At 65.1% G+C, this 17239-nt stretch carries 29 protein-coding genes and 1 pseudogene; 29 read left to right on the top strand and 1 reads right to left on the bottom strand.

Going from position 1 to position 17239, the window contains the following annotated elements; genetic code table 11:
- The 3 genes and pseudogenes from tuf to ACP7AU_RS13740 form a co-directional block, all read left to right on the top strand.
- Positions 1 to 162, top strand: a pseudogene (gene tuf, locus ACP7AU_RS13750) (elongation factor Tu); the annotation flags it as partial.
- Between the two features lie 361 nt (positions 163 to 523).
- Positions 524 to 658: a hypothetical protein gene (locus tag ACP7AU_RS13745; protein WP_426051766.1), complete on the top strand. Its 135-nt coding sequence runs from the start codon at positions 524 to 526 to the stop codon at positions 656 to 658.
- Positions 659 to 823: 165 nt separating this feature from the next.
- Positions 824 to 1282 (top strand): hypothetical protein, encoded by a 459-nt coding sequence (locus ACP7AU_RS13740; protein ID WP_426051765.1) that lies wholly within the window; start codon positions 824 to 826, stop codon positions 1280 to 1282.
- Between the two features lie 5 nt (positions 1283 to 1287).
- Here ACP7AU_RS13740 and ACP7AU_RS13735 read toward each other — a convergent pair whose 3' ends face one another.
- Positions 1288 to 1452: a hypothetical protein gene (locus ACP7AU_RS13735; RefSeq protein ID WP_426051764.1), complete on the bottom strand. Its 165-nt coding sequence runs from the start codon at positions 1450 to 1452 to the stop codon at positions 1288 to 1290.
- Between the two features lie 155 nt (positions 1453 to 1607).
- Between ACP7AU_RS13735 and ACP7AU_RS13730 the strand changes: the two genes are divergently transcribed.
- The 26 genes from ACP7AU_RS13730 (at position 1608) to ACP7AU_RS13605 (ending at position 17192) form a co-directional block, all read left to right on the top strand.
- Positions 1608 to 2753: a GNAT family N-acetyltransferase gene (locus tag ACP7AU_RS13730; protein ID WP_426051763.1), complete on the top strand. Its 1146-nt coding sequence runs from the start codon at positions 1608 to 1610 to the stop codon at positions 2751 to 2753.
- Between the two features lie 11 nt (positions 2754 to 2764).
- Positions 2765 to 3688 (top strand): cupin-like domain-containing protein, encoded by a 924-nt coding sequence (locus tag ACP7AU_RS13725; RefSeq protein ID WP_426051762.1) that lies wholly within the window; start codon positions 2765 to 2767, stop codon positions 3686 to 3688.
- A gap of 255 nt (positions 3689 to 3943) precedes the next feature.
- Positions 3944 to 4882 (top strand): GIN domain-containing protein, encoded by a 939-nt coding sequence (locus ACP7AU_RS13720; protein ID WP_426051761.1) that lies wholly within the window; start codon positions 3944 to 3946, stop codon positions 4880 to 4882.
- 402 nt (positions 4883 to 5284) lie between these two features.
- Positions 5285 to 5590, top strand: coding sequence for a 30S ribosomal protein S10 (gene rpsJ, locus ACP7AU_RS13715; protein ID WP_003164367.1), 306 nt, complete (start codon positions 5285 to 5287; stop codon positions 5588 to 5590).
- Positions 5591 to 5612: 22 nt separating this feature from the next.
- A complete protein-coding gene (gene rplC, locus ACP7AU_RS13710; protein ID WP_426036021.1) occupies positions 5613 to 6365 on the top strand; it encodes a 50S ribosomal protein L3 in 753 nt (250 codons plus the stop codon).
- Positions 6362 to 7030 carry a 50S ribosomal protein L4 gene (gene rplD / locus ACP7AU_RS13705; RefSeq protein ID WP_426051760.1) on the top strand — a complete coding sequence of 223 codons (669 nt, stop codon included), beginning with the start codon at positions 6362 to 6364 and terminating at the stop codon, positions 7028 to 7030. The genes rplC and rplD overlap by 4 nt, the downstream gene beginning before the upstream one ends.
- Positions 7030 to 7332: a 50S ribosomal protein L23 gene (locus tag ACP7AU_RS13700; RefSeq protein ID WP_298158548.1), complete on the top strand. Its 303-nt coding sequence runs from the start codon at positions 7030 to 7032 to the stop codon at positions 7330 to 7332. The genes rplD and ACP7AU_RS13700 overlap by 1 nt, the downstream gene beginning before the upstream one ends.
- Before the next feature lie 4 nt (positions 7333 to 7336).
- On the top strand, positions 7337 to 8170 hold the full coding sequence (rplB, locus tag ACP7AU_RS13695) for a 50S ribosomal protein L2 (RefSeq protein ID WP_303697160.1): 834 nt from the start codon (positions 7337 to 7339) through the stop codon (positions 8168 to 8170).
- 2 nt (positions 8171 to 8172) lie between these two features.
- Positions 8173 to 8451, top strand: coding sequence for a 30S ribosomal protein S19 (rpsS, locus tag ACP7AU_RS13690; RefSeq protein ID WP_013268924.1), 279 nt, complete (start codon positions 8173 to 8175; stop codon positions 8449 to 8451).
- Between the two features lies 1 nt (position 8452).
- Positions 8453 to 8833: a 50S ribosomal protein L22 gene (rplV, locus tag ACP7AU_RS13685; RefSeq protein ID WP_303697161.1), complete on the top strand. Its 381-nt coding sequence runs from the start codon at positions 8453 to 8455 to the stop codon at positions 8831 to 8833.
- 1 nt (position 8834) lies between these two features.
- Positions 8835 to 9584, top strand: a complete 750-nt coding sequence (gene rpsC, locus ACP7AU_RS13680; protein ID WP_303697162.1) for a 30S ribosomal protein S3 — start codon at positions 8835 to 8837, stop codon at positions 9582 to 9584.
- Positions 9585 to 9589: 5 nt separating this feature from the next.
- Complete coding sequence (gene rplP / locus ACP7AU_RS13675) at positions 9590 to 10033, top strand: 50S ribosomal protein L16 (protein ID WP_303697163.1); 444 nt, start codon at positions 9590 to 9592, stop codon at positions 10031 to 10033.
- On the top strand, positions 10030 to 10227 hold the full coding sequence (gene rpmC, locus ACP7AU_RS13670; protein ID WP_303697164.1) for a 50S ribosomal protein L29: 198 nt from the start codon (positions 10030 to 10032) through the stop codon (positions 10225 to 10227). Before rplP ends, rpmC begins: the two co-directional genes overlap by 4 nt.
- 9 nt (positions 10228 to 10236) lie before the next feature.
- A complete protein-coding gene (gene rpsQ / locus ACP7AU_RS13665) occupies positions 10237 to 10488 on the top strand; it encodes a 30S ribosomal protein S17 (protein ID WP_303697165.1) in 252 nt (83 codons plus the stop codon).
- 18 nt (positions 10489 to 10506) lie between these two features.
- Positions 10507 to 10875 carry a 50S ribosomal protein L14 gene (gene rplN / locus ACP7AU_RS13660; RefSeq protein ID WP_426051759.1) on the top strand — a complete coding sequence of 123 codons (369 nt, stop codon included), beginning with the start codon at positions 10507 to 10509 and terminating at the stop codon, positions 10873 to 10875.
- 2 nt (positions 10876 to 10877) lie between these two features.
- Complete coding sequence (gene rplX, locus ACP7AU_RS13655) at positions 10878 to 11186, top strand: 50S ribosomal protein L24 (protein ID WP_425990986.1); 309 nt, start codon at positions 10878 to 10880, stop codon at positions 11184 to 11186.
- Entirely contained in the window at positions 11186 to 11746 is a 561-nt protein-coding gene (rplE, locus tag ACP7AU_RS13650) for a 50S ribosomal protein L5 (protein ID WP_303697168.1), read from the top strand. Before rplX ends, rplE begins: the two co-directional genes overlap by 1 nt.
- Before the next feature lie 19 nt (positions 11747 to 11765).
- Positions 11766 to 12071: a 30S ribosomal protein S14 gene (rpsN, locus tag ACP7AU_RS13645; protein ID WP_131249458.1), complete on the top strand. Its 306-nt coding sequence runs from the start codon at positions 11766 to 11768 to the stop codon at positions 12069 to 12071.
- A gap of 15 nt (positions 12072 to 12086) precedes the next feature.
- A complete protein-coding gene (gene rpsH / locus ACP7AU_RS13640; protein WP_303697169.1) occupies positions 12087 to 12485 on the top strand; it encodes a 30S ribosomal protein S8 in 399 nt (132 codons plus the stop codon).
- Between the two features lie 2 nt (positions 12486 to 12487).
- Positions 12488 to 13021, top strand: a complete 534-nt coding sequence (rplF, locus tag ACP7AU_RS13635; protein WP_426036016.1) for a 50S ribosomal protein L6 — start codon at positions 12488 to 12490, stop codon at positions 13019 to 13021.
- A 3-nt stretch (positions 13022 to 13024) separates the two neighbouring features.
- On the top strand, positions 13025 to 13387 hold the full coding sequence (gene rplR / locus ACP7AU_RS13630; protein ID WP_303697171.1) for a 50S ribosomal protein L18: 363 nt from the start codon (positions 13025 to 13027) through the stop codon (positions 13385 to 13387).
- Positions 13388 to 13398: 11 nt separating this feature from the next.
- The gene (gene rpsE / locus ACP7AU_RS13625; protein ID WP_303697172.1) at positions 13399 to 14007 is read left to right on the top strand and encodes a 30S ribosomal protein S5; all 609 of its coding nucleotides are present in this window, start codon (positions 13399 to 13401) and stop codon (positions 14005 to 14007) included.
- Positions 14008 to 14009: 2 nt separating this feature from the next.
- Positions 14010 to 14204, top strand: coding sequence for a 50S ribosomal protein L30 (rpmD, locus tag ACP7AU_RS13620; protein ID WP_425990979.1), 195 nt, complete (start codon positions 14010 to 14012; stop codon positions 14202 to 14204).
- 262 nt (positions 14205 to 14466) lie between these two features.
- Complete coding sequence (rplO, locus tag ACP7AU_RS13615) at positions 14467 to 15060, top strand: 50S ribosomal protein L15 (RefSeq protein ID WP_426036014.1); 594 nt, start codon at positions 14467 to 14469, stop codon at positions 15058 to 15060.
- A 117-nt stretch (positions 15061 to 15177) separates the two neighbouring features.
- Positions 15178 to 16557 (top strand): preprotein translocase subunit SecY, encoded by a 1380-nt coding sequence (secY, locus tag ACP7AU_RS13610; RefSeq protein WP_426036012.1) that lies wholly within the window; start codon positions 15178 to 15180, stop codon positions 16555 to 16557.
- A 68-nt stretch (positions 16558 to 16625) separates the two neighbouring features.
- A complete protein-coding gene (locus ACP7AU_RS13605; protein WP_426051758.1) occupies positions 16626 to 17192 on the top strand; it encodes an adenylate kinase in 567 nt (188 codons plus the stop codon).
- The last annotated feature ends 47 nt before the right edge of the window (positions 17193 to 17239 follow it).

Genomic DNA, 17239 nt, shown 5'->3' with positions numbered 1-17239 from the left:
GTTCAGTTGAAGGAAGGCGTCGAGATGATCATGCCCGGCGACAACGCCGAGCTGAACGTCGAACTGATCACCCCGATCGCCATGGACCAGGGCCTGCGCTTCGCCATCCGTGAAGGCGGCCGCACCGTCGGCGCCGGCGTCGTCGCCAAGATCCTCGAGTAGCGAATACGACGGTCCAGCGATGGATTAAGTTGAATGAGGCCCCGCTGGAGCAATCCGGCGGGGCCTTTTTCTTTCCCTTCTCCCCTTGCGGGAGAAGGTGCCCCGCAGGGGCGGATGAGGGGTCACGCTGATGCTCGAAGTCGGCCCAGCCAACCCTCCTGTCAGCCGCCGGTACGACCCCTCATCCGTCAGCCTTCGGCTGCCACCTTCTCCCGCAAGGGGAGAAGGGAACCTGCCATACCCATCAACGGATGGTCCGATTTCCTCAATCGAAACAACACCCGGCTCTATTTAAAGCCCTTATACCCATCACCCCCTGAAACGGCCTCACACTGTCCGGTCCTTTTGCGGAGGCGCGGATATGGATGATCAGGCGACAAACACCGGCCGACAGGTCGTTCCTGAGGAGGTCTGGGAGACGGTGAAGGCGGACTATCTCGCCGGTCTGTCGGGGCCCGACTGCTGCCGGCGGCACGGTGTGAGCCTGTCGGCCTAGCGAAACCGGGCGGCTCGCGAGGGTTGGCGGCGCTCGGACCAGCCCTGGATCTCACCTCAGTCGCTCGATCCCTGGGACGAGGGCCGTATTCTCGAAGAGCGTATTTGCGGAAATCTCGACCTGATCGAATGGGGCGAACTGTCGGGCGTCGCCGAGGGGCGGATGATGCGCGCGGTCCTGCGCGGGGATTCGGCCGAGTTCATGCGCTGGCACAAGGTTGCCGAGATCATCGAGGTCCGCGAGGCCGAACTGCGCCGTTGGGCCGAGGAGGAAGAGGTCCGCAAGTACCACATCCGCCAGCGCGCCCGCGATATCGAGGCCGAGGAGGCCGAGCCGGACTCTAGGAACTATCTGGACTCTGAATTCGCGGAGAGCCTCGAAGACCAGGGCCCGGTCAGGGGGGTCCACATCACCCGGGATGGCGAGTTGGCGCGCGTGAAGCCACGCGAAGTGGACGACGCGGATTTCTCCTCCCTGTCGGGTAGCGATGGGGAGGTTGACGCGAGCCCTTCGCGAGCGGACGGAGGGGGTCTTCGTGCGGCGAGGACCCCACCGTCTCCTCCGCTTCGCTCCGAATCCACCTCCCCGTCGCTACGCGACGATGAGAAGACAGGGCCCCGGTAACGCCATTACCCGTTCGGCTTGCCCGTCGCAGGATCCGTCGCCGTCTCGCCGGAGTTGCTCGATCCATTCGATCCCACGGGTTCGGTCGCGGGCCGCGGCGGCTGGCCGTCGCCGGCTGGGCGCTGGTTCTCGTCCTCGGTCTGGCGCGGCGGTCGGGCGGGGTCGGTCATGCTCAAGCTCCTGATGGCCGACACAACGCCCCAGACGCGCGGCGGCTCCAAGGGAGGCTTTTGTTCACCATGCCATTACACCGTCGCGAAACGGGAGGTGGGCTAGACCTGAGACAGGAACGCGCCTTGCTCATGGGCGTGGGTCGGAGACTTGCATGCCCGGAACGCTAAAGATCGAGGTCGTAAAGGCGGACCAGTTGACGGTCGCGGACCGGGTGCTGTGGCGCGCCATGGTCGAGGCCAACCCCGATCTCGCCAGCCCCTATTTTCGCTGGGAGTTCACCGAGATCGCCGCCCGGATCAGCCCCAACGCCGCCGTGGCGATTTTCAGCCGGGGCGGGCGCACCATCGGCTATTTCCCGCACCAGCGGCGCGGATCGGCGATCCAGCCGCTCGGGGCGCCCATGAATGACTATCACGGCGTCATCGCCATGCCGGGCGAGGCGCCGTCGCTGGCGACTGTCGCGGCCCTGCTGAATGCGCCCCGGCTGAACGTCTCGGCCTGGGTCGGACCGTCGGGCGCCGGTGAGCCGCGCGACACCCTGATGACGGTCACGCCCGAGGAGGGGTTCGACGTCTGGTACGTCGAGCGTCGCCAGACCTGGGGCAAATATTTCAAGGACAAGGAACGGGCGCGCCGCAGCCTCGAGGCCGAGCTGGGGCCGATCCGGGTCCAGCGCGGCCTGACCGATCCGGCGCTGCTGGATCAGCTGATCGGGCTGAAGCGCGACCAGTATGCCCGCACGGGCCGGCACGACATCTTCGCCTGCGGCTGGACCCGCGATCTGCTGCACGCCCTGATGGCCTCGGAGCACGAGGATTTCGGCGCCTCGATGGCGGCGCTGTGGGCCGGGGACAGGCTGACCGCCATCGAATATTCGCTGCACGCCGGCGACCGCTACCATTTTTGGTTCCCGGCCTATGAGCCTGCGCTGGCGCGCTGCTCGCCCGGCATCCTCCTGACCATGGATACGATGCGGCTGGGCTGCGATGCCGGGTTCCGGGTCTTCGACTTCGGCTTCGGCGGCGAGGGCTACAAGAAATATTTCTGCAACGCGACCCAGACGGTGCGCGAGGCGGTGATCGTGAAGCCAGGCGTCGGCTCCATGCTGTCTGACGCGGCCGTGGGCCTCCTGAACACCGCCGCGGGTGGGCAGGGCGAGCGGCTGCGCACCAGCGTACGGCGTCGCTGGGCCGCCATTGAGGCCTGCGAGACCACATCCGCCAACCGCCTGATGGGTGCGGTCGCCGCCGCCGGCGCGGCCATGAAGAAGGTCAAGAGCGCCCCCCAGGCCGCCTGATCGAGATGAGCATGAGCCAGACCCCCAGCCAGACCCGGCGCACCCGCTATCCCGGCCCGATCGATCAGGCGAAGAAGCACCCGCACGCCCTCGTCGACCAGGGCTTCGCCACCGACGAGGCGCTGGCTCAGATCCTGCACCGCTATCCGGCCGACCTGTTCGACATCAACCTGTACGACTACGACGACGAGGGGCAGGTCAGCCTGCGCACCGGCGCGCGCAGCGGCCTGTCGGGCGACCAGCTTCTGGCGGCGGTCCAGGCCGGGCGTCTGTGGGTCAACCTGCGTCAGGCCGAGGCCGGCTGTCCCGACCTGTGGCAGGCTGCCATGGGCGAGTTCGCCACGATCCAGGCCACCTATCCCGGCATGAAGGCTGTGACCAACGCCGGCCAGCTGATCATCTCGTCGCCGGTCGCCAGGGTGCCCTATCATTTCGACGCCGCCGGGGTGGTGTTGTTCCACCTGCGCGGCCGCAAACGCCTCTTCATCTATCCGGGTGACGAGACCCATCTGCCGGAGACGGCGATGGAGCAGGTCGTGGCCCGCCAGACGACCGAGGAACTGCCCTACACCCGCGCCTTCGAGGCGGACGCCCAGGTCATGGATCTGGAGCCCGGCGAGGCCCTGACCTGGCCGCTCTATGCGCCGCACCGGGTCGAGAATCTCGACAGGTTCTGCGTCAGCCTGTCGATGGATTTCCAGACCTGGCCGACGCGGTTCCGCAACGGGGCCATCTACACCAATGCCGTGATCCGCAGCCGGGGAGGGCGTCCGCGGTTCACCGACGCCATGTCTACACCCGAACTCGCCGCCCGCTGGGCCGCGTCTCTGGCCCTGCGTCGCGTCGGTGGCCTCAAGAGCCGGATCGAGCATTTCGAGCGCGATTTCACCCCGGACGTCGGCGCCGCCGACGGGGCAGGGGCCTTGCAGGCGTGACAGACTTTTCCCTCCCACTCGGGGGAGGGGGGTCGCGTAGCGAGCGGGTGGGGGCGGCAGAGCGAACGAGTGCAGCCCTGTGCGGGGGCCTCGCCAAGCCGGCCCCACCCGGTCTCCGCTACGCTTCGACCACCCTCCCCCGAGTGGGAGGGAAAACTTGGGCCCGGATTAATTCGAGGTCATGACGTCGAGTTAAACTGACTTCCGTTCATCCCGGGGTCAGGTTCGCTTCAAGCCTTGGAGAGGAACCACGTCATGAGAGCTTTCGTAACCGCCGCCGCATCCGTCGCCCTGCTGGCCGCCCTCGGCGCCGCAGCCCCGGCCTCGGCCAGGGCCGACCGCGAAGTCCGCATTCGCTACGCCGCCGCCCGCGTGGTGGTGATCGTCGAAAACCGCACCGACATCGCCGTCGAGATCGAGCCGGGCTCGGGCGGCCTGCCCCTGCCGACCGTGACCCGCAACGGCGACGAGGTCCGCATCAACGGCAACCTCGGCCGTCGCGCCTTTCGCCGCTGCGAAAGCGGCCCCGCCGACGCCCGTCAGCCTGGGGAGGGCGCGTCCGTGGAGGTGCGCGAGCACGGCCGGGTCAACCTGTCCGCCGCTCCCCTGATCGTCGTCCGCACCCCGCCGGCCGTGGACATCTCCACCGAAGACTCGGCCGTGTTCGGCTCCATCGGTCGCGGCGCCGCCTCGATCGAACTGGGCAGCGGCGGTTGCGGCGACTGGACCGTGGCGAACACCGCGGGCTCGGCCGACCTGTCGATCGGCGGATCGGGCAGCATCCGCGCCGGGACCTCGAGCAGCCTCGAAGCCTCCATCAGCGGTTCGGGCGACATCACGGCCGGGGCGACGGGCGAGCTTGACGCTTCCGTCAGCGGCTCGGGCACGATTACCGTCGCCGGGGCCACCGGCGACGTCGACGCCGCCATCAGCGGCTCGGGCGACATTCGCGTCAACAGCGGCCGTACGCGCTCGGTCGACGCCTCCATCGCGGGCTCGGGCGACATCATCGTGACCGGCGACGCCGGGCCTCTCGACGCCTCCATCGCCGGCTCCGGCAACATCACGGTCACAGGCACGGCGGCGAGCGTCGACGCCAGCCTGTTGGGCGGCGGCGACGTCCGCGTGGGCCGGGTCACCGGCTCGGTCTCCCAATCCGTCATGGGCGGAGGCCGCGTGCGCATCGGCAACTGAGCCTCCTGAACTCAGTCTGCTGACAAGGAGGCGGCCCGGGCGAGTGGAACCGCCCGGGCCGTCTTACTATCAAACGGGAGTTGACCGGCGAACTGCTCGTCTCCGAAACGAGAGAAAGTCGCCCGTAACGGTCCGGGCCGCTTGACCAAAACGGAATCAATCGTCATAAGCGCCAACTCTTGTTGGACTGGCTGTGCGGGAAACCGCAGACGCAGTCCGCAGGAACGACCTCGGACCTGTTCTTTGCAGCGACCTGGGACTTCAACGGCTCTCGCGGGCGACTGCGTGGGCCGATCGTTTTTGCGGACGTGCGTACTCTGAAGGCATTCGTGCCTGAAGGCCTCCGGTCTTTGAAATGGTTCACAGGGACGCAGGTTCGCCTGCTTGGGAAATACGACCGATATGGATCAAAGCATCCGCATCAGGCTCAAGGCCTTCGATCACCGCGTCCTCGACTTTTCGACGCGCGAAATCGTGAATACGGCCAAGCGCACGGGCGCCACTGTACGTGGTCCGATCCCGCTGCCGACCCTGATCGAAAAGTTCACCGTGAACCGCTCGCCGCACGTCGACAAGAAGTCGCGCGAGCAGTTTGAAATCCGCACGCACAAGCGTGTCCTCGACATCGTCGACCCCACCCCGCAGACCGTGGACGCGCTCATGAAGCTCGACCTGTCCGCCGGTGTGGACGTCGAGATCAAGATTTAAAGAAACAAAGGCGGGATCCGATATGCGCACGGGCGTGATCGCCAAGAAGCTGGGCATGACCCGCGTGTTCGCCGAAGACGGCGCGCACGTTCCGGTCACTGTGCTTCAGCTCGACGACTGTCAGGTCGTCGGCCAACGCACTCAGGAGCGGGACGGCTACGTCGCCCTGCAACTGGGCGCCGGGGCCAAGAAGGCAAAAAATACGAATAAGGCTCAACGCACGACCTTCGCCACGGCGGAAGTCGAGCCCAAGCACGTCGTCATGGAGTTCCGCGTGTCGGACGACGCCATGATCGACGTCGGAGCGACCCTCACGGCAGACCACTTCGTGGTCGGCCAGAAGGTCGACATCCAGGGCGAGACGATCGGCAAGGGCTTCCAGGGCGGCATGAAGCGCTGGAACTTCAGCGGTCTGCGGGCGTCGCACGGTGTGTCCGTGTCGCACCGGTCGCTGGGTTCCACCGGCCAACGCCAGGACCCGGGCAAGACGTTCAAGGGCAAGAAGATGGCGGGTCAGCTCGGTAACGAGACGATCACCACCCAGAACCTGACCATCGTCCGTGTCGACGCCGAGCGCGGCCTGATCCTGGTCAAGGGCGCGGTCCCCGGCCACGAGGGCTCGTGGGTCAAGGTTCGCGACGCGCACAAGAAGCCGTCCGCCGACCTGCCGTTCCCCGGCTCGTTCAAGACCAAGGGCGGCGCTGCAGCCGCTCCGGCCGAAACGCCTGCTGAAGAGCCGGCAGCGGTCGAGACCGTCGAAGGCGGTGAAGCATGAAACTTTCGAGCATCAACCTCGACGGCAAGGCCCTGGGCGACGTTGAACTGTCGGACGCCGTTTTCGGCATCACCGACATTCGCGGCGACCTTCTGGCCCGTTACGTCAACTGGCAGTTGGCCAAGCGCCGCGCCGGCACCCACAAGGTTCAAACCCGCAACGAGAACTCTCGTACGGGCAAGAAGATGTACAAGCAGAAGGGCACCGGCGGCGCTCGTCACGGTTCGCGCCGTGCACCGCAGTTCGTCGGCGGTTCGCGCGCCTTCGGCCCGATCGTCCGCGATCACGGCTTCGACCTTCCCAAGAAGGTTCGCGCCCTGGCCCTGCGTCACGCCCTGTCTTCCAAGGCGAAGTCGGGCGACCTGGTCGTCGTCGACGCCCTGACGGTCAAGGACGCCAAGACCGCTGTTCTGCGCGAGACCTTCGGCAAGCTGGGCTGGACCCGGACGCTGATCATCGCCGGTCCCGAAGTCGACGCGAACTTTGCGCTGGCCTCGCGGAACATCCCGCAGATCCACGTGCTGCCGAACGCCGGCCTGAACGTCTATGACATCCTGCGCGCCGACAAGCTGGTCCTCTCGAAGGCCGCCGTCGAAGCCATCGAAGCCCGCTACGCCGACTTCAAGCCGTCGCGTCGCGAGCAAGCCGAGAAGGACGCCGCGTAATGGCTGCCCAACCCACCGCCAAACACTACGACACCATCCTGTCGCCGATCATCACCGAGAAGGCGACGATCCTGTCGGAGCAAAACAAGGTCGTGTTCCGCGTTGCCGGAACCTCGACCAAGGACGAGATCGCAGCTGCGGTCGAAAGCCTGTTCAAGGTCAACGTCCTGAAGGTCAACACCCTGGTCCAAAAGGGCAAGACCAAGCGCTTCCGCGGCATCATGGGCCGTCGGGTCGACATCAAAAAAGCGATCGTGACGCTGGCCGACGGCCAGTCGATCGACGTCACCACGGGGCTCTGATCAGATGGCCTTGAAAACATACAATCCGACTTCGCCGGGCCGTCGCGCCCTGGTGCTGATCGACCGTTCGGAGCTCTTCAAGGGCCGTCCCGAAAAGTCGCTGACCGAAGGCCTGACCAAGTCGGGCGGACGTGGTCAGGGCGGTCGCATCGCTGTCCGCTTCCGCGGCGGCGGCGCCAAGCGCCTGTATCGCAAGATCGACTTCAAGCGTCGCAAGTTCCAGACCGCGACCGTCGAGCGGCTGGAGTATGACCCCAACCGCACCGCCTTCATCGCCCTCATCACCTATGAGGACGGCGAAAAGGCCTACATCGTCGCGCCGCAACGCCTGAAGGCGGGCGACACGATCGTGGCCGGCGAAAAGACGGACGTTAAGCCTGGCAACGCCATGCCGCTGCGCTCCATCCCCGTCGGCACTATCATCCACTGCGTGGAGATGAAGCCGGGCAAGGGCGCCCAGCTGGCCCGTTCGGCCGGCGCCTATGCCCAGCTGGTCGGTCGCGATCAGGGCTACGCCCAGATCCGCCTCGGCTCCGGCGAACTGCGCATGGTTCTGGACGGCTGCATGGCCACGGTGGGCGCCGTTTCTAACGCCGACCACATGAACCAGAACATGGGCAAGGCCGGTCGCGTCCGTCACATGGGCTTCCGTCCGCACGTTCGCGGCGTCGCCATGAACCCGGTCGATCACCCCCACGGCGGTGGTGAAGGCAAGACCTCTGGCGGTCGTACCCCGGTTACGCCGTGGGGCAAGGACACCAAGGGTTCGCGCACCCGCAAGAACAAGTCTACGGATCGTTTCATCATCCGTAGCCGTCACCTCAAGAAGGCTCGCTAAAGATGGCTCGCTCCTCCTGGAAAGGCCCGTTTGTCGACGGGTATCTGCTCAAGAAGGCCGACGCCGTTTCGACGTCGGGCCGCAAGGACGTGATCAAGACCTGGTCGCGCCGCTCAACCATCCTGCCGCAGTTCGTGGGCCTGACTTTCGGCGTCCACAACGGTCACAAGCACGTCCCCGTGCATGTGAACGAGGACATGGTTGGCATGAAGCTGGGCGAGTTCTCGCCCACCCGTTCGTTCCCCGGCCACGCCGCGGACAAGAAGGCGAAGCGGAAGTAAGATGCCAAAGACGAACAACACACGCCGCGTCGGTCCGACCGAAGCCCGCGCCAAACTGGTGAACGTCCGGATCAGCCCTCAGAAGCTGAACCTGGTTGCCCAGTCGATCCGTGGTCTGCCGGTGCAAAAGGCGCTGAACGAACTCGAGTTCAGCCGCAAGCGCATCTCGGACGACGTCCGCAAGGTTCTGTATTCGGCGGTTTCGAACGCCGAGAACAACCACAACCTCGATATCGACAACCTGATCGTGTCCGAGGCCTTCGTGGGCAAGAACCTGGTGATGAAGCGTTTCGCGAGCCGTGCTCGTGGCCGCTCGTCGCGTATCCTGAAACCGTTCAGCGAGATCACTATCGTGGTCCGTGAAGCCGGCGAGGCCGCCTGATATGGGTCAGAAAATCAATCCGATCGGTTTCCGCCTCGGCGTGAACCGTACCTGGGACAGCCGCTGGTTCGCCGACGGCCCGACCTACGCCCGTCTGCTGCACCAGGACCTGAAGCTGCGCACGTGGCTCAAGGAACGCCTGAACGCCGCCGGCGTGTCGCGCATCATCATCGAGCGTCCGCACAAGAAATGCCGCGTGACGATCTACGCCGCCCGTCCGGGTGTCGTGATCGGCAAGAAGGGCGCTGACATCGAGAAGCTCCGCAAGGACATCTCCGCCCGTACCGAAGGCGAAGTTCACCTGAACATCGTCGAGGTCCGCAAGCCCGAAACCGACGCCCAGCTGATTGCCGAGAACATCGCCCAGCAGCTGGAACGCCGTATCGCGTTCCGCCGCGCGATGAAGCGCGCCATGCAGTCGGCCATGCGTCTCGGCGCCAAGGGCGTTCGCATCAACGTGTCGGGTCGCCTCGGCGGTGCCGAAATCGCGCGGATGGAATGGTATCGCGAAGGCCGTGTGCCGCTGCACACCCTGCGCGCCGACATCGACTACGGCTTCATTCAGGCCAAGACGACCTACGGCATCATCGGCGTGAAGGTCTGGGTGTTCAAAGGTGAAGTGCTCGAGCACGATCCGATGGCCCAGGACAAGCGCTGGGCTCTGGAAGCCGCCGGTCCGTCGTCCAACGAAGGCCGCGAACGTGGTGGCCCGCGCGGTGACCGTGGTCCCCGCCGTGGCCGTGAGGGCTAGGGAAAATGCTGCAGCCTAAGAAAACCAAGTACCGGAAGGCCTTCAAGGGCCGTATCCACGGCGCCGCCAAGGGTGGCTTCTCGCTGAACTTCGGTTCGTATGGCCTGAAGACGCTTGAGCCGGAACGCATCACTGCGCGTCAGATCGAGGCGGCCCGCCGCGCGATCACCCGCCAGATGAAGCGTCAGGGCCGTGTCTGGATCCGCGTTTTCCCGGACGTTCCCGTCTCGGGCAAGCCTGCCGAAGTCCGCATGGGCAAGGGCAAGGGCGCCGTGGATCACTGGGCGGCGCGCTGCCACCCGGGCCGGATCCTGTTTGAAATCGACGGCGTCGCCGACGACGTGGCTCGCGAAGCCCTGCGTCTGGGCGCCGCCAAGCTGCCGGTCCGCACCAAGGTGGTCACCCGCCTCGACGCCGGCGTCGCCCATGTGGAGCACGTAGGCGCATGACCAAGATCGCCGACCTCCGGGTCCAGACCCCCGATCAGCTGGGCGACCAGCTGCTGTCCCTGAAAAAGGAACAGTTCAACCTGCGCTTCCAGGCCGCCACCGGCCAGATGGAAAAAACTCACCGCGTTGGTGAAGTGCGCAAAGACATCGCCCGCATCTCGACGCTTCTGCGTGAGAAGCGGTCGGCCTCGTAAGGAAACACTATGCCCAAGCGAATCCTCGAAGGCGTGGTCGTGTCCGACAAGGGCGACAAGACCGTCGTCGTCGTCGTCCAACGCACGCTGCTGCACCCGGTCATGAAAAAGATCGTGCGCCTCTCCAAGAAGTACCACGCCCACGACGAAGCGAACGCCTTCAAGGAAGGTGACATCGCCCGCATCCGTGAGTGCGCCCCGAAGTCCAAGCTGAAGCGCTGGGAGGTCCTCTCGAAGGACACCCCGGCCTCGGCGTCGTAATCAGAGGGATCTGACACTATGATCCAGATGCAAACTAACCTGGAAATAGCCGATAATTCGGGTGCTCGCCGGGTCATGTGCATCAAGGTGCTCGGCGGCGCTAAGCGTCGCTACGCCTCGGTGGGCGACACTATTGTCGCCTCGGTCAAGGAAGCGATTCCTCGTGGCCGCGTCAAAAAGGGTGAAGTGGTTCGCGCCATCGTCGTGCGCACCGCCAAGGACATCCAGCGCAAGGACGGTTCCGTCATTCGCTTCGACAAGTCCGCCGCCGTCATCGTCAACAAGCAGAACGAGCCGGTCGGCACGCGGATCTTCGGCCCGGTTCCCCGTGAACTGCGCGCCAAGAACCACATGAAGATCATCTCGCTCGCTCCGGAGGTCCTGTAGTCATGGCCGCCAAGATCAAAAAGGGCGATCGCGTCGTCGTCCTCGCCGGCAAGGACAAGGGCCGCACCGGTGAAGTCACCAAGGTGCTGCCGACCGAAAACCGCGTCCTGGTCCAGGGCGTGAACATGGTCCAGCGCCACACGCGTCCGACCCAAGGCGACCCCCAGGGCGGAATCAAGAACAAGGAAGCCACGCTTCACCTGTCGAACGTCGCGATCGCCGACGCCAACGGCAAGGCGAGCCGCGTCGGCTTCCGCATGGAAGGCGACAAGAAGGTTCGCTTCGCCAAGACGACGGGAGACGTCATCTGATGGCCGATACCAAATACACCCCTCGTCTGAAGGACGAGTTCAACACCCGCATCAAGGGCGTGATGACCGAGAAGTTCGGTTACACCAACCCGATGCAGATGCCGCGTCTGGACAAGATCGTCCTGAACATGGGCATCGGTGAAGCCGTCGCCGACTCCAAGAAGGCCAATGCGGCCCTCAAGGATCTGACGGCCATCGCCGGCCAGAAGGCGGTGCCGACCAAGGCCCGCAACTCCATCGCCGGCTTCAAGCTGCGCGAAGGCATGGTCATCGGCGGCAAGGTCACCCTGCGCGGCGACCAGATGTACGAGTTCCTGGACCGTCTGATCACGATCGCCCTGCCGCGCGTGAAGGACTTCCGTGGTCTCAAGCCGACGTCGTTCGACGGTCGCGGCAACTACGCCATGGGCCTCAAGGAACACATCGTGTTCCCCGAGATCAACTACGACCAGATCGACCAGATGTGGGGCATGGACATCATCGTCTGCACCACGGCCAGGACAGACGACGAGGCGCGCGCGCTTCTGACCGAGTTCAAGTTCCCGTTCGTGAAGAACTGAGCGGGAAGGGAAAAGCAAAATGGCAAAGAAAAGCGCCGTAAACCGCAACGAGATGGTGAAAGCCCTTGTTGCGAAGTATGCCGCGAAGCGGGCCGCCCTCAAGGCGACCGCCAACGACGAGAGCCTGCCTCTGGAAGAGCGTTTCGACGCCCGCCTGAAGCTGGCCGAGCTGCCGCGTAACTCGGCCGCCGTCCGGATCCGCAACCGCTGCGAAGTGACGGGCCGTCCGCGGGCCTTCTATCGCAAGCTCAAGATGAGCCGGATCGCGCTGCGCGAACTCGGCAACCTGGGACAGATCCCGGGCCTGACGAAATCCAGCTGGTAAGGGGAGCGAACAGACATGATGATCAACGATCCCCTGAGCGACATGATCGCTCGCATGAAGAACGCGGCCATGCGCAAGCGTTCCAAAGTGCTCACCCCGGCCTCCCGTCTGCGCCAGCGCGTCCTCGACGTGCTGCAGGACGAAGGCTACATCCGCGGCTATTCGCTGGTTCAGAACCCCGGCGAATTCCCGCAGTTCGAGATCGAGCTCAAGTACTTCGACGGCCAGCCGGTCATCGCCGAGATCGCTCGCGTGTCCAAACCGGGCCGCCGCGTCTATTCGGCGATCACTGACCTGAAGCCGGTCAAGAACGGTCTGGGCATCTCGATCCTTTCGACTTCAAAGGGTGTCATGTCCGACACCGCAGCCCGCGACGCGAACGTCGGTGGCGAAGTCCTCTGCAGGGTCTACTAAAGATGTCCCGTATCGGAAAACGCACCATCACGGTGCCCAAGGCTGTCACGGTCACCATCGACGGCCAGACCGTCTCGGTGAAGGGTCCCAAGGGCGAACGCTCCTGGACCGTCGCTGACGAGATCGAGGTCAAGTTTGAAGACGGCGAGATCAACCTGGTCGCCCGTAACGACTCGCAACGCGCCAGCGCGATGTGGGGTCTGTCGCGCACTCTGGTCGACAACATGGTCGTCGGCGTCACGGACGGTTTCGAGCGCGTGCTCGAACTGGTCGGCGTCGGTTATCGCGCCGCCCTGAAGGGTTCGGACCTGTCGCTGCAACTGGGCTTCTCGCACGAAGTTGACGTCAAGGCCCCGGCCGGCGTCACCTTCACCGTGCCCAAGCAGACCGAAATCCGCATCTCCGGCAACGACAAGCAGGTCGTCGGCGAACTGGCCGCCAACATCCGCAAGCTGCGTCCCCCCGAGCCCTACAAGGGCAAGGGCGTCCGTTATTCGGGCGAGAAGGTGCGGCGCAAGGAAGGCAAGAAGAAGTAGGTCATGGCAACGACTCTCAAGCAAAAAGCCGTCCGCCGCACCGATCGCAACCGTCGCCGGCTCAAGGCGATGGGCAACGGTCGCCTGCGTCTGTCCGTGCATCGTTCGGACAAGAACATCTCGGCCCAGATCATCGACGATCTCAAGGGGATCACCGTGGCTTCCGCCTCGTCGCTGGAAGGCGACAAGGCCGGGACGTCCAAGGGCTCCAACGTCGAGGCGGCTGCCGCGATTGGCAAGCTGGTCGCCCAGCGCGCCATCGAGAAGGGCGTCACCGATGTGGTCTTCGACCGCGGTGGCTACATCTATCACGGACGGGTGAAGGCGCTGGCGGATGCCGCGCGTGAAGCCGGCCTGAACTTCTAAGGACCGCACAGATGGCGCAAGCACCTCAACGCGGCGGCGGCGGCAACGACCGCAATCGTCGCGACAACCGCAACGGCCCTGCCGCCGACGGTCCGGATTCGGACATCGTCGAAAAGCTGGTCCACATCAACCGCGTCGCGGCCACCGTCAAAGGCGGCCGTCGCTTCTCCTTCGCAGCCCTGATGGTCGTCGGTGACGGCAAGGGACGCGTGGGCTTCGGTCACGGCAAGGCGCGCGAAGTGCCGGAAGCCATCCGCAAGGCGACCGAAGAAGCCAAGAAGACGATGATTCGCGTTCCCCTGCGCGAAAACCGCACCCTGCACCACGACGGCAACGGCCGTTGGGGCGCCGGCAAGATCATGATGCGCGCGGCTCCTCCGGGAACCGGCGTGATCGCGGGCGGTCCGATGCGTGCAGTCCTGGAGACCCTCGGCGTCGCCGACGTGGTCGCCAAGTCCACGGGCTCGTCGAATCCCTACAACATGATCCGGGCGACGTTCGAGGCGCTGAAAGTTCAGTCCTCGCCCCGCCAGGTCGCCTCGAAGCGTGGCAAGAAGGTCTCCGACCTGATGGGCCGCCGCAACGACGGCGCCTCGACGCCTGAAGCCGTGGAGTCCTGAGCATGGCCAAGTCAGAAGCCAAGACGGTCACCGTCAAGCAGACCGGTTCGCCGATCCGCCGCAAGAACGATCAGCGCGCCACCCTGGTGGGCCTGGGTCTGAACCGCATGGGCCGCGAGTCCACGCTGGAAGACACCCCTTCGGTTCGCGGGATGATCGCCAAGGTCGCCCACCTGACCGAGATCGTCGAAAAGTAAGCCGATTGTATCTCCCTCCCCCTCGGGGGAGGGCAGGTCGCCCTCGGGCGACCGGGTGGGGGCGGCTCGGCGAGCCGCCTTTACTGCTGTCGGGGGAGCCGCTATAGCGCGCGTCCCTTAGAGATTTGGGCCTGGCTCGCCTTGCCGTTCCCCCCCGGTCGGCTTCGCCGACCACCCTCCCCGGACGGGGAGGGAGACGACCGAGACCAACAAGCCGAGTCCGCTGATACAGCGGGCGCTAGCACCCGAAAGGATCAGGCACATGAAACTGAACGAAATTCGCGACAACGAAGGCGCCCACAAGAAGCGCATGCGCGTCGGCCGCGGCCCGGGTTCGGGCAAGGGCAAGACCGCCGGTCGCGGCGTCAAGGGCCAGAAGTCCCGTTCGGGCGTCGCCATCGGCGGCTTCGAAGGCGGCCAGATGCCGCTTTACATGCGTATGCCCAAGCGCGGCTTCAACAATCCTAACGCCCTCAAGCTGGCCGAAGTGAACCTGTGGCGCCTGCAGGACGCCATCGACGGCGGCAAGCTGGAGATCAAGGGCGAGATCAAGGGCGACGCCCTGGTCGCCGCCGGCGTGATCCGTCGCGTCAAGGACGGCGTCCGTCTGCTGGGCACCGGCGAGGTCAAGTCCAAGCTGAGCCTGGTCGTCTGGTCGGCCTCGGCCGGCGCCGTGAAGGCGATCGAAGCCGCAGGCGGCTCGGTCGTGCAGGAGCGGATCGCTGCTGAAGCCAAGGCCGCTGCGCGCGTCGAGAAGCGCAACCTCGCCAAGGGCAAGGTTCCGGCTGCCAAGGCCCCGCGCGGCGATGCCAACAAGATCTCGGCTCGCACGACCCGCACGGCCGCCAAGGCTTAATCCAATAAAGCGTGGGGGGCGGTCTCGCTAAGGGGCCGCCCTTCGCCTATCTGGACGAAGGCGTCGGATTCGAAAGCGGATCGGACGCAGCGTACTGACAAGTCGGGGTAACGACATATGGCTTCGGCCGCCGAACAACTCGCCGCCAATATGAACATGGGCTCGTTCGCGAAGGCGACCGAGCTCCACAAGCGTCTGCTGTTCACGCTTGGCGCGCTTCTCGTCTATCGCATCGGTACCTATGTGCCGATCCCGGGCATCAACTCCGCCGCCTTCCTGCAGTTTTTCCAGGATCCGGACGGACAGCGCGGCGTCCTGGACATGTTCAACATGTTCTCGGGCGGCGCCGTGGAACGGATGGCCGTCTTCGCGCTGAATGTGACGCCCTACATCTCGGCCTCGATCATCGTCCAGCTGATGGGCAGTGTGTATCCGCCGTGGGAGAAGCTGAAAAAAGAAGGCGGCGAAAGCGGCCGCAAGCAGCTGAACCAGTACACCCGTTACCTGACCGTGTTCCTGGCTCTGGCCCAGTCGTTCGGCATCGCGGCGGGCCTCAACGCCCAGCCCGGCCTGATTGACGAGCCCGGCATCTTCTTCATCGCCACCACGGTCGTCTCCCTGACGGGCGGCACCATGTTCCTGATGTGGCTGGGTGAGCAGGTGACAGCGCGCGGGGTCGGCAACGGCATCTCGCTGATCATCTTCGCCGGTATCGTCGCGGTTCTGCCGGGCACCGTCGCCCGGATGCTTGGGCTGGCCCAGCAGGGTCAGATTTCAGCGTTCGGCCTCCTGTTCCTGGCCGTCCTCGCCGTGGCCACGATCGTCTTCATCGTCTTCATGGAACGCGCCCAGCGCCGTCTTCTGATCCAGTATCCGAAGCGCCAGGAAGGCAACCGGATGGCCGGGGGCGAGCGTTCGTTCCTGCCGCTGAAGGTGAACACCGCCGGGGTCATCCCGCCGATCTTCGCCTCGTCGCTGCTGCTGCTGCCGACCACGGTCGCCCAGATGACCGCCACGGCCGACCTGCCGGCATGGATGAGCTGGCTGCCCTTCGTGACCGCCCAGCTGACCCATGGCCAGCCGCTGTTCATGCTGCTGTATGCCGGCTTGATCATCTTCTTCTGCTTCTTCTACACCTCGATCACCTTCAACCCTGAAGACACGGCCGAGAACCTGAGGAAGTACGGTGGCTTCCTGCCGGGCATCCGTCCGGGCAAGCGCACGGCGGAATATCTGGACTACGTCCTGACCCGCCTGACCGTGATCGGCGCTGCCTATATCACGGCCGTCTGCCTCCTGCCGGAATTGATGGTCGCCCAGATGGGCAACAGTCTGTACTTCGGCGGCACCTCGATCCTGATCGTCGTGTCGGTGACCATGGACACCGTGGCTCAGATCCAGTCTCAACTGCTGGCTCACCAGTACGAAGGCCTGATCAAGAAGGCCCGACTGCGGGGTCGTGGCGGCCGAGGCGCGCCTACGCCCGTTCGCCGCTAAGCCAGCATTGTGATGGGCTGTCGCGCATTGCGTGATTTGAGCCCGAGCGCCCGGGGAGGGGCCTGAACATGAACCTGATCCTGTTCGGGCCCCCTGCGGCCGGCAAGGGCACCCAGGCCAAGCGGCTGGTCGAGCAGTGCGGCATGGTCCAGCTGTCGACCGGCGACATGTTGCGCGTGGCGATCGCATCCGGCTCGGAACTGGGTCAGCAGTGCAAGGAGATCATGGCGCAAGGCGGTCTGATCGCCGACGACATCGTCATCGCCCTGATCGAGGCCCGACTGAAGGAAGCCGAAGACGCCGGAGGCGCAATTTTCGACGGCTTCCCGCGCACGATCGCCCAGGCCGAGGCGCTCGACGCCATGTTGGCCAAGATGGGCAAGCAGATCGATCGGGTTGTCCGCCTCAAGGTCGATGACGCAGCCCTGACGGATCGGATTTCCAAACGCTTTGCCGAACAAGGCCGTCCGGACGACAATCTGGAGAGCTTCAAGGTTCGTCTGGACGCCTACAACCGCAACACCGCGCCCCTGCTGCCCTACTACGGCGACAAGGGATTGCTGACCGAGGTTGATGGCATGGGCTCGATCGAGACGGTGGCTATTGCCATCGACACCGCACTCGACGCGTCCTGATCTGAACCGGAGCTGAGCCTTCGGCATTCCTGCGCGTTCAGCCGGGC

The sequence above is a fragment of the Brevundimonas sp. SL161 genome (assembly GCF_049896985.1).
GTDB lineage: Bacteria > Pseudomonadota > Alphaproteobacteria > Caulobacterales > Caulobacteraceae > Brevundimonas.
This window is presented reverse-complemented; position numbering and strand designations above follow the sequence as displayed.